Source organism: Myroides marinus (genome assembly GCF_900109075.1).
Taxonomy (GTDB): Bacteria; Bacteroidota; Bacteroidia; order Flavobacteriales; family Flavobacteriaceae; genus Flavobacterium; species Flavobacterium marinum_A.
Genome location: NZ_FNYS01000003.1, coordinates 306,699 through 317,940, shown reverse-complemented (window position 1 = coordinate 317,940; position 11,242 = coordinate 306,699). Strand labels below are relative to the sequence as shown.

At 32.1% G+C, this 11,242-nt stretch carries 13 protein-coding genes; 8 read left to right on the top strand and 5 right to left on the bottom strand.

What is annotated here, in order from left to right; translation table 11 throughout:
* Positions 1 to 276, bottom strand: a 276-nt coding sequence (locus BMX53_RS05915) for an ISAon1 family transposase N-terminal region protein (protein WP_449406550.1), incomplete at its 3' end; no start/stop codon positions are given.
* Between the two features lie 420 nt (positions 277 to 696).
* On the opposite strand from BMX53_RS05915, the gene pncA reads away from it, so the two are divergent.
* The 4 genes from pncA (at position 697) to BMX53_RS05895 (ending at position 3,515) form a co-directional block, all read left to right on the top strand.
* Complete coding sequence (gene pncA / locus BMX53_RS05910) at positions 697 to 1,326, top strand: bifunctional nicotinamidase/pyrazinamidase (RefSeq protein WP_063176560.1); 630 nt, start codon at positions 697 to 699, stop codon at positions 1,324 to 1,326.
* Positions 1,327 to 1,333: 7 nt separating this feature from the next.
* The gene (locus BMX53_RS05905) at positions 1,334 to 1,876 is read left to right on the top strand and encodes a hypothetical protein (RefSeq protein ID WP_063176564.1); all 543 of its coding nucleotides are present in this window, start codon (positions 1,334 to 1,336) and stop codon (positions 1,874 to 1,876) included.
* An 89-nt stretch (positions 1,877 to 1,965) separates the two neighbouring features.
* Positions 1,966 to 2,547 carry an outer membrane beta-barrel protein gene (locus BMX53_RS05900; protein ID WP_063176561.1) on the top strand — a complete coding sequence of 194 codons (582 nt, stop codon included), beginning with the start codon at positions 1,966 to 1,968 and terminating at the stop codon, positions 2,545 to 2,547.
* 482 nt (positions 2,548 to 3,029) lie between these two features.
* Positions 3,030 to 3,515 carry a hypothetical protein gene (locus tag BMX53_RS05895; protein ID WP_063176562.1) on the top strand — a complete coding sequence of 162 codons (486 nt, stop codon included), beginning with the start codon at positions 3,030 to 3,032 and terminating at the stop codon, positions 3,513 to 3,515.
* Positions 3,516 to 3,582: 67 nt separating this feature from the next.
* On the opposite strand, the gene BMX53_RS05890 is transcribed toward BMX53_RS05895, so the two are convergent.
* A complete protein-coding gene (locus tag BMX53_RS05890) occupies positions 3,583 to 4,350 on the bottom strand; it encodes a lysophospholipid acyltransferase family protein (protein ID WP_063176563.1) in 768 nt (255 codons plus the stop codon).
* Positions 4,351 to 4,593: 243 nt separating this feature from the next.
* Here BMX53_RS05890 and BMX53_RS05885 point away from each other — a divergent pair, with 243 nt between their 5' ends.
* Positions 4,594 to 5,886, top strand: coding sequence for a hypothetical protein (locus BMX53_RS05885; RefSeq protein WP_063175658.1), 1,293 nt, complete (start codon positions 4,594 to 4,596; stop codon positions 5,884 to 5,886).
* 42 nt (positions 5,887 to 5,928) lie between these two features.
* On the opposite strand, the gene BMX53_RS05880 is transcribed toward BMX53_RS05885, so the two are convergent.
* The 3 genes from BMX53_RS05880 to BMX53_RS05870 all read right to left on the bottom strand — a co-directional run bounded on the left by BMX53_RS05880 (position 5,929) and on the right by BMX53_RS05870 (position 8,145).
* A complete protein-coding gene (locus BMX53_RS05880; RefSeq protein WP_063175659.1) occupies positions 5,929 to 6,309 on the bottom strand; it encodes a VOC family protein in 381 nt (126 codons plus the stop codon).
* Positions 6,310 to 6,334: 25 nt separating this feature from the next.
* On the bottom strand, positions 6,335 to 7,354 hold the full coding sequence (locus BMX53_RS05875; protein ID WP_063175660.1) for a threonine aldolase family protein: 1,020 nt from the start codon (positions 7,352 to 7,354) through the stop codon (positions 6,335 to 6,337).
* Positions 7,355 to 7,482: 128 nt separating this feature from the next.
* On the bottom strand, positions 7,483 to 8,145 hold the full coding sequence (locus BMX53_RS05870; protein ID WP_063175661.1) for a thiamine diphosphokinase: 663 nt from the start codon (positions 8,143 to 8,145) through the stop codon (positions 7,483 to 7,485).
* A gap of 122 nt (positions 8,146 to 8,267) precedes the next feature.
* Between BMX53_RS05870 and BMX53_RS05865 the strand changes: the two genes are divergently transcribed.
* The 3 genes from BMX53_RS05865 (at position 8,268) to lpdA (ending at position 11,168) form a co-directional block, all read left to right on the top strand.
* Positions 8,268 to 8,576, top strand: coding sequence for a rhodanese-like domain-containing protein (locus BMX53_RS05865; protein WP_063175662.1), 309 nt, complete (start codon positions 8,268 to 8,270; stop codon positions 8,574 to 8,576).
* 195 nt (positions 8,577 to 8,771) lie between these two features.
* A complete protein-coding gene (locus BMX53_RS05860; RefSeq protein ID WP_038986695.1) occupies positions 8,772 to 9,650 on the top strand; it encodes a diacylglycerol/lipid kinase family protein in 879 nt (292 codons plus the stop codon).
* A 114-nt stretch (positions 9,651 to 9,764) separates the two neighbouring features.
* On the top strand, positions 9,765 to 11,168 hold the full coding sequence (gene lpdA, locus BMX53_RS05855; RefSeq protein ID WP_038986696.1) for a dihydrolipoyl dehydrogenase: 1,404 nt from the start codon (positions 9,765 to 9,767) through the stop codon (positions 11,166 to 11,168).
* The last annotated feature ends 74 nt before the right edge of the window (positions 11,169 to 11,242 follow it).

The window sequence follows — 11,242 nt, the reverse complement described above, 5'->3', positions numbered from 1 at the left end:
ACGTTGTACTAATTCACGAGTTGTTTTATCTAACCAACGACGACGTTTTACGTGTAAATAAACACTATTTCCTCGTAAAGGAAAGTCTTGTATTGTTATCTCATTATGGAAGCCATGAGCGATAAGGATACGGTCTTTTGCTTCGGAAGGAACTACATTTAGTTCCTCAAAATACAGATGCATAGTCTCTCCTTGTTTTACTGTTTTGATTAAATTAAAATGTTCTACCAAGAACTCTGGTAAGATCATCTTTACAAACTCAATATAGTTGTCCATCATTATTATTTATTATCAACAAAGATCTACTCTTTTTAATTCACACACAACTTTTAGGATTGATCCAGCTTTTCTTGGATCAGTCTCAAAAGTTGTGTTTTAGTAGTAACAATTTTAAAGTATGTATATTCTTGTCTTTCCTTTTATTAATTCTAATCTATTTGGATCTTAATGTGCAACTTGAATTGCTTGACAATTGTTGGACAATAAGCAGTGTTTGCTTGATGAGAGCTCCCTTTTGTCCAACAAAACTCCTTCTATTGATAAGAGAGTCTCCACGTGTCTAAATTCTACATTAATAGTGAGAGTAATTAATTATGTTCACTAATCTAATTTTGATCCCCTTTTAGTGGTCCTTTATATTTTTAGTATTTTTGTTTTATAGACAAAGAACACGGCTTATAAATATATCTAAATAAAATGAAAGCATTACTCGTAGTAGACTTACAATATGATTTCTTACCAGGAGGCAGCCTAGCAGTTGCTCAAGGAGATGAAATAATTCCTATAATTAATAGAATACAAAAAGACTTTGATCTAGTTATAGCAACACAAGATTGGCACCCCGCTAATCACAAGAGTTTTGCTAGTCAGCATAGTGACAAGAATTTATTTGATTTAATAGAGCTCAATGGTATTCTACAAGTGCTATGGCCAGATCATTGTGTGCAAGGGAGCAGAGGGGCTGCATTCACAGAAGAATGGGAGAGTAATAATGTAGCTGCTATATTTAGAAAAGGAATGAATGTAGAAGTAGATTCTTACAGTGGTTTCTATGATAATGATCACCAAAACAGTACTGGATTGTTAGGATTCCTTAAAGATAAGAACGTAACTGAATTATATGTATGTGGATTAGCAGCAGAGTTCTGTGTTTACTTTAGCGCAAAGGATTCTCAGGAAGCGGGAATTAAGACCTTCTTTCTGGATTTTGCAACTAAACCAATTACAAAAGAAGGTTTAGATAAAATAAAGTTAGAAATGAGTGAGTTAGGAATAGTTATTGTGGTTAATGAAGAAGAGTTGTTCTTCAATAAGTCTAGAAATTAAGAATATAATGAAGAAATATAGTAGATATAATTTTTTTAAGCATACTTACTGTGAATGGGAAGAAATCCCAATGAGTATTATAGAAGGGAGAAAACCTGACTATAAAAGCAAGACAGGGAGTATGTATTACTATGATGAGAAAGGAGTCGCTAGATATGCAAATCACTGGGGAAGAGCCGCTAATTGTAGATGGAAGATAACTTCAGACAGCTATAAAAACAGTGTGTTTACCTTAGCTTATGCAACCTGGGACAGCTTCTTTCCAAACAATGAACAAGAGCCATTATATGCGATTATTATAGATTTTGAAAAAAAATATGTGACTTTTAAACATAAAGGTTGTCTTAATGATGTAAACCACGTGTTAAGAAATGCTTCTGATACATCTAAAAGAATAATTAAGATTAAAGAAGTATTAGAAACAGATATATGGTATAAATATTTAGATTTTATTGATATTGAGGAAGCTAGAATGTTTTTGATAGAGAATTTAGTTAACACTAACTTAGAATATCTTAAATTAAAGCAACAATTATTAAATAAACGATAATAATTTGAATTTATTTAATTAATTTAGTACTTGTTAAAACAAATAACATTTAGTCTAGTAAGAAAATTACAAATTAAACAGTAAAAATTATGAAAAAGATTACTTTATTGGCAGCATTATTAGTAGCTGGAATTACAACTGCTAATGCACAAGTTAATGTAGAAACTCCAAAATTATCTGCAAAAGTAGGTACTACTCCTATTAAAAAAGGAAACTGGATGGTAGGAGCTTCTGTTGGATCTATGGGGTACAGCTTTGAAGATAAAAGCTTTAACCTTAATATTAATCCAAGTGCTGGATATTTCATTTCTGATGGATTTGCAGTAGGATTAGAAGTAGGTGCAGGTGTAACAACTCATAAAAAACCTGTTAAAGATGATTGGAACTATAAAGTTATGCCATTCGCTCGTTACTACTTCCCGGAAGGAGCTAGTGCTACAGGAAGATTCTTTGGGCAAGGAGCTGTTGGTATTTCTGGTACAGAAAATGCGACTAGTAAAACATCATTTGCATTTGATATTAAAGGAGGTTACTCTCACTTCGTATCTCGCAACGTTGCTTTAGAAGCTACTGTAGGGTATAATTATAGTAAATCAAGCGTTGCTGATGCGAAATCACAAAATGGTATTGGTTTAGCTGTAGGATTCCAAATTTTCTTAGGAAAAAACTAATCATTTTAAATGATTAAAATAGATAATCAAAGCCAGAGCGAAAGCTCTGGCTTTTTTGTTTTAAAACAGTTTCAAATGTATTACTTAAGAGTTAGATCTAGAATTATAGAACTCTTATTTCTTTACTAATAGCCTTTTATCTACTTAATCTATTCTATTTCATTTTACTTTATTTAATAATAACTGTTTTTTTATCTAGTTCTAGTCTTATAGGGATATTAAAATAGTTTAAAAAGTATCTTTTTTGGATAAAATAGTAGGTGAACAACTAGAATATCTATTTTAAAAACTAAGTAATACTTTCCTTATAGTTCTTTTTATAATTTTAAATAACAGTGTTATTACATTATAATTATATTTTTATTGTTGTTTTTATTGTAAATTATGTTAAGAATAAAGTTTTTAAAACTAATATGTGTTATAAATATTTGTTTTGTATATCCATTTCTAAGTATACATTTGCAGCAATAAAAATAAATGCTATGAAAAAGATTTTTTTATTTGCAGCTATGGCTGTTATGGGATTAAGTACTGTTAGTTGCTCTAATAGTGATGATACTACATCAAATTATAAAGAAGCAATTAAAGCTTCTTGGGTAGAAAGTAAAATCCAGTTCTTAAACAAAGACAAAGGTTTTATCTCTGAAGAAGTTTCTGATGTTACTTCTGAATGTGGTGTAGATTATGTTACATTTACTGGAAAAGAGTATATAAAAACATCTAACTACAAGAGTTCTTCTACTAATAAATGTGAAGTAGAAACAGATGTGTATATTTATTCAATGGGTAGTAAGTTTTTAACTTTAACTGAAAAAGGAGAGAAGAAGTCTGAAATTCTTAACTGGGAAATTGTAGAACTTACTTCTAACAAATTAGTTATCATAGATACAGATAAAGTTAAATTTGCTAAAGAAAGAGGATATCCAGAAGGAACAGTGTATGTTCAAAAGGTATATGCTAAAAAATAAATAGCAGTAGCTATATAATATAAAACGCCATTTTGAACAATATCAAAATGGCGTTTGTTTTTTTATACTATTTCCATCGCTTATGAGACCATAACCATAGTGAGGGATTCTTATTTATGCTGTTCTCTAGTTTCTTAGCAAAAGTATTGGAGATGAAGCCTTTTGGTGTATTTTGGGCTTGGTTGCATATTGTCTCAATCGAAAATATCCACTTTGATTTACCATAAGAAGAGATTTCTCCATATAAAACATACGCATTTAGCTTATAGGCTATTTGCTCAGCTCCAGTATAAATTTGAGTCTGTTGATGGAGAAAATCTACATTAGCTCCATTATTCTTTCCTGGGAATTGATCTGCTATGAATACAGTAATACTTGGATTATCTTTCTCTTTGAGTAATATACGCAAGGCTTGTGAAGAAGGGATAAGGCGTACTCCATACTTTTCTCTTATAGATTTCATCTTTCTATTCCAATATTTGTTCTGCAAAGGTTTATACAGTGCTTGTACTTTAATATTAGTAGAGAGAGGTAGTTGTTTAATCAATTCCCAATTGCCATAATGCCCTAGTATTAGGATAATATTCTTGTTCTCACTGGCTATCTCAGCTAGCTGTTCTTTAGTCCCCCTAGTTAGGTATAATAACTGCTTCTTAACGAATAGACTCTCTATAAGAATACGACCTAAGTTCTGATAGAAACTTTTGTGATATTCTGAGACTTCCTGATAAGTAGCTCTTGGGAAGGAGCGGGCTATATTCTGAACAGATACTCTAAAGCGATAACGCAAGATCTGACTTAAGAGAAAACCTATAGAATTATAAATGAATTGCATACATATCTTATTTGAAAGCGCAAATATAGAAGGCTATGCTAATCCAAGTAATTGTATTTGACGATTGGTTAATTAGTTATGATGAAGTGGAAATTAGAGTAGGATTATGAATATTACTTCCTAAAATCCCCTAATTAGAGCAACCATAGCTTTAGTTTATTTATTGTGATTTATATAAATGGTTTTAGTACTCTATTAAACGACAGAATATATTTAATATATTCGTTATTAAACACCTAAACTATGAAACTAAAAACTCTATTGCCATTAATTACCTTGACGGCTCAAAGTGTATTTAGTCAGAATCTAGAGTATTCTCCTAGTACAATGAGTACCTACTTTAAAGAATTTGACTTAGCTGCTAAAGAAAATATATATCTATGGAATACTAATTTATATGGGCCTATCTTATTAATAGACCCTCAAACTAGAACTATCTATGCCAATGAAGGAGATATTGAACATACACTTATTCAACAGGAGGATATATATACAGGAGTATTATCTAAATCAGTTAATATAGCTAATACTGCAGTAGACTGGGGAGGAAAAAGATGGGCGATGGTAATGCTACCTTTGTCTGAAAATAGAAATAATAGAATAAATCTGTTAGCACATGAATCTTTTCATCGCGTACAGCCCACTTTAGGTTTTAAGCTAAATAACACTGATAACAATCACCTTGACTTAAAAGAAGGACGAGTTACTCTACGATTAGAGTTAGAAGCTTTAAAGCAAGCATTACTAGCTAAGAATATAAAAGATGTAAATAAACATCTTACAGCAGCATTAACTTTTAGATCATACAGATATGGCCTATATCCCAATGCGGCTAATTCAGAAAATGGATTGGAATTAAATGAAGGTATAGCTGAGTTTACAGGATTTATGGTAAGTAATCGTTCAGAAAAAGAAGGGATTGATTATATACTAAAGGGAATAGATGATTTCTTTAAAAATCCTACCTATATACGTTCATTTGCATATCATACTACACCCGTTTATGGCTACTTATTGTCTAAAAGAAGAAAAGAGTGGAATAAAGAGATAACAGATCAAACTTTATTATCTGATTATTTTATAAAAGCCTTTGCAATTGCATTATCAACTGATTTAGAGAAAGCTGCTACTAGTTTAAAAAGTTCTTATAATAGTAAATTAATAGAATCAGAAGAGGAGATAAGAGAAGCTCAAATTAAAGAGGTCATAGCTAATTACAAGCGATTACTTATAGAACAACCTCATTTAGAGATTGTATTTGAGAAAATGAGTGTATCTTTTAATCCTTCTAATATTGTAGCTTTAGAAGATAAGGGAACTGTTTATCCTACTATGAGGATAACAGATAAATGGGGAGTATTAGTGGTAGAACAAGGTGCCCTTATGAGTCCAAATTGGGATAGGGTTTCTGTATCTGAACCCATAGTAATAGAGGGGAATAAAATATCTGGAAAGGGTTGGACATTAGAATTAAAAGAATCTTACAGTATAGAACAAGATAAAACGACTCTTAACTATAAAATAGTTAGAGAGTAATCATTAATTATAAATAAAAACAGCTCCCTAGTGGAGCTGTTTTCATTTATAATTACTTAATTCGATAAGATTGTTATCTGGATCTCTTATATATATTGATTTTATTAAACCATTTGCACCAGTTCTATCTACAATGCCTTCTACAATAGGGACGCCTTTTGCTTTTAGTTCTAATAGAACTTCTTCTACAGGTGTAGTTGTAATAAAGCATAAGTCAGCAGAACCTGTTGTAGGATGTAGAGCTTTAGGTTCAAATTCGTTTCCTTTTTGGTGAAGGTTTATCTTCTGAGTTCCGAACTTTAAAGCTTTTCTATTCTCTTTAAAAGTCTCTAGCTCTAATCCTAATACTGTAGTATAAAACTCAATTGTTTTAGCAATATCTGCTACTGTTAATACGATGTGATCTATATTTTTAATTTGCATTAGAAGAATATTTTAAGGATTAATACTATTTAATCTTCTCTATAAACTCATCTACAATATTCTCTCTTGTTGCCCAAGAAGTGATTAGTCTAATAGCAGCGTGTTGATCATCTATTGCTTTCCATGTAAAGAAATCATAGTGTTCATTTAACTCTTTAATCAGTGTTAAGGGAAGAATAGGGAAGATCTGATTCGTAGTAGATTCTACTAAGAATGAATATCCTTTAGCTTTAAAAGCTTTAGTTAGTTTAGCTGCCATTGTATTGGCGTGCTTTGCTAGGTAGAAGTAAAGATTGTTCTCAAATAAACATTGAAACTGAATACCTAATAGTCTTCCTTTAGCTAATAATGCTCCACGTTGTTTTAGATTATAGTCAAAGTAAGTTGCTAATTCTTTATTATTAAATATAATAGCTTCACCTAATAACCCTCCATTTTTAGTAGCTCCGATGTAGAATACATCTGTAAGTCTAGCTATATCTTTTAGAGTAAGAGTATTATCAGATGCTGTTAAAGCATGACCTAAGCGAGCCCCATCGATGAACAAGTAAAGACCTAACTGTTTACATATAGAAGAGATAGCCTCTAGTTCTACTTTAGTATAGATAGTTCCTAATTCGGTAGAGTTAGAGATGTAGACCATCTTAGGCTCTACTACGTGTGGTCTAAGCCCGTATTGGCTTACTGTAGTTTCTATATCTGTAGCTGTAAGTTTACCATTGGTAGTAGGTACTCCGATTACTTTATGACCTGTTGCTTCTATCGCTCCAGTTTCGTTAGCAAATATATGTCCAGTCTGTGGGCTGATAACGGCTTGATGTGTGCGTAAGATAGACGAGATTACTAACAAATTGGCTTGTGTACCACCTGAGACAAAGAAAATATCTGCTTCAGGATTGTCTATTTCGTTTTTAATTAAGGCTTTAGCTTGTTTAGTGTAGTCGTCCTCTCCATAACCCGCTTGTTGAACCTCATTAGTCTGTATTAATTTATTTAATATACTTTGGTGAGCACCTTCTGCATAATCATTTTTAAAGCTGTACATAGTTTGTCTTTTTGATTGAAAAGTAAAGGTAAGAATTGAAATATATCTTTAAACTGTTTTTTAGAAACAAATTTGGGTGAATAGAAAAAGCCATTGATTATTAATCAATGGCTTTTTCTATATTTTCTCTAATCATGACATTCCATCATCAGTAATGTACCTTTATCATAAGTAACTGTGACTAGTCCATCTTCTGCTACTGCATTACTACTTCCTGTGCGTTCTCCTAATATCAGGGATTCATTAGTCAGAGTATACATTAGATTAGTCGTAGTTATATTGGTGACTTCTCCTATTGGTATTAGCGAGATAATAGTATCTTTCTCATACCATTTTTTAAAGTTTTTAGGCAAAGGATAGATACGAGAATAATCATCATACATGGTAATTTTAAGCGTATCTTTATATTTGCTCAGATTAGTGATATTAGTGATTGTATGATCAGCACGTTTACCCGTTGCCCAGATAATATTAGCAGCTGGAATACCTCTTTTTATAAGATAATCACATGCTTTCTCTAAATCTGTAGAGTCTTGATCAGCGATATGGACAATCTCTATAGGATATTGTTTCTCTCTATAAACATCTGCGTTGAAGTCTTTATCAAAGTCTCCGATAAGCACATCTACTTTTATTCCTAATTCTATAACTCGCTCTATGGCAGAATCTAGCACTACTACTAAGGGAGACCACTCTAGTAGTTGTCCCATTAATTCTTGGCTACAAGCAGCCCCATTAGCTATTATTAAAGCAGGTTCTTGATCATCTCTGACGATGTGATGTGAAGACATATTCGTTGTTTTAGATAGGCAAATTAAGGTATAATGTAGGATATAGACTCAATTTATTTTAAAAAAATTTCAAATGAAATAGAATAACTTTATATTTGACCCAATTACTAAATAAACAAACAATGACAAACTTATCACAAGAGCAATGGTGGGAAAAAGCACAAGCTGACGCTAATGCTATTATACTAGATGTACGTACTGAAGAAGAAGTAGAAGAAAAAGCGATCCCAGGATCTATTAATATAGATATCTATAAAGGACAAGGATTCTTAGACGAAATCGCTGGATTAGATAAAAGTAAAGCATACTATATCTACTGTAAATCAGGTGGTAGAAGTAGTCAAGCATGTCATGTGATGGAGTCTTTAGGATTTGAAGAAACTCATAACCTATTAGGTGGTATCACTGAATGGGAAGGACCTATTAAATAAGAATATTTTAAAGCCAGCTGAATAGTTGGCTTTTTTTGTATCCTATAGCTGTTTCTTTTTCTGTTTTTATCCCTTTATTCTTAGAAATGAATATAAAATAGCTTTGTATATTTGCCTAATCACAGTTGGGCTTATCGATAGTTAAACTAATTAACTTAAGGTGTTTAAAATCTGTGATTTATTGATATTTATAATATGAAAAAAATCTATTTTATTGTTAATCCTATTTCAGGAAAGGGAAAACACAGTATAACTTTAGAATATATAAAAAGTTTCTTTGACGAATCTAAATACGATATACATGTTTTAAATTCGACATATAAACGACATGCTATAACCTTAACTCAAGAGGCTTTAGATGCTAATGCAGATATCATTGTAGCTTGTGGAGGAGATGGCACGATTCATGAAGTAGCTACTCAAGTCGTAGATAAGAATGTTCTATTTGGAATAGTTCCTGTAGGATCTGGTAATGGGTTAGCATCTAATCTATCAATACCTAAAGATATAGAGCAGGCTATAATACGTGTACGTGATGGTCAAGTACTTAAAATGGATGTAGGAGTTGTGAATGGGGAGTACTTCTTTAGCAATATGGGATTTGGTATAGATGCAACTATTATAGATAACTATGAGAAATCTGGTAAAAGAAAATTAGGAGCATATATTAAAGCAGCACTGAACTCTGCTCAGCATTATACAGCTAAAAAGATGTATGTAACATATAAAGGACAAACTAAAGAGGTCAATCCTTTGTTGTTATTTATTTCTAACTCGAATGAGATGGGATATAATATGTCTTTAACACCAAAGGCTAGTCTAACAGATGGATTATTAGATTATTTAATGGTTCCAAAGATTAATATCTTTAAACAGCTAACTTTTGGTCTTTATGTACTGCTAAAGAAAACAGAAAAATTTAGAAAGACAGACTATGTACAGACAGATCATATCACAGTAGAGATTGTAGGGGAACAAAAGAATGGTTTTCAGATGGATGGAGAGTACTATGAATATGATACAAACAAATTTGAAATTAAAATGGTTAAAGGCGGCTTGCAAGTTTTATACTAAATAGCTGTATTTATTAATAAAAAGAGAGAAACTTTAAAGTTTACTTTTAGAGAAATTACTTAAAAAGTGTAACTTTGTGACTCGTATAAAAACAACATATAAGTAAAATATATTATGAATTCATTTGATGTAGTTGTAATTGGTTCAGGACCTGGAGGATATGTGGCAGCAATTCGTTGTGCACAATTAGGATTTAAAACTGCTATTGTAGAGAAATACTCTACTTTAGGAGGAACTTGTCTTAATGTAGGATGTATTCCTTCTAAGGCATTATTAGCATCATCTCACCACGTAGAAGAGATGGCTCATTTTGCAGATCACGGAATAGAAATCGCTGGAGAAGTGAAGTTCGATTTATCAAAAATGATTGCAAGAAAACAAGCAGTAGTTGATCAAACTAGTTCAGGAGTTAAGTACTTAATGGACAAAAACAAAATTACTGTATTCGAAGGAGTTGGATCATTTGAAAACGCAACTACTATCAATGTAACTAAAGCTGATGGAAGTGTAGAGTCATTTGAAGCAAAACATTCAATCATTGCTACAGGATCTAAACCATCTACTTTACCATTCATTACTTTAGATAAAGAAAGAATCATTACTTCAACTGAAGCTTTAAAATTACCTGAAGTTCCTAAACACTTAATCATCATCGGTGGTGGAGTTATCGGATTAGAATTAGGTCAAGTTTATATGAGATTAGGTGCTCAAGTATCTGTAGTAGAATTCGCTGATAGAATTTTACCTACTATGGATAGCGCTGTATCTAAAGAGTTAACTAAAGTTCTTAAAAAACAAGGAATGAAGTTCTATGTTTCTCACAAAGTACAAGGTGTTGTACGTGAAGGAGATGTAGTTAAAGTTTCTGCTGAAGATAAAAAAGGAGAAATCATCACTTTAGAAGGAGATTACACTTTAGTAGCTGTTGGTCGTCGTCCATATACTGATGGATTAAACGCTGATAAAGCTGGAGTTAAATTAACAGATAGAGGACAAGTAGAGGTAAATGATCACTTACAAACTTCTGCTTCTAACATCTACGCTATTGGAGACGTAGTACGTGGAGCAATGTTAGCTCACAAAGCTGAAGAAGAAGGTGTAATGGTAGCTGAGTACTTAGCTGGACAAAGACCTCACATTGATTATAACTTAATCCCTGGAGTAGTTTATACTTGGCCAGAAGTTGCTTGTGTTGGTAAAACAGAAGAGCAATTAAAAGCTGATGGAGTAGAGTACAAATCAGGAAGCTTCCCATTCAAAGCATTAGGACGTGCTAGAGCAAGTGCTGAAACTGATGGATTCGTTAAAATCTTAGCTGATAAAAATACAGATGAGATCTTAGGAGTGCACATGGTAGGAGCTCGTGCTGCTGACTTAATCGCTGAAGCTGTGGTAGCTATGGAATACAGAGCATCTGCCGAGGATATCTCTAGAATGTCTCATGCTCACCCTACATTTGCAGAAGCTATCAAAGAAGCTGCTTTAGCTGCTACTGATAATAGAGCATTACACGTATAATAAGATTATACATTATCATAAAATGAAAAGCCTGAGTATTAATACTCAGGCTTTTTTGTTTCAAGATAACTAAT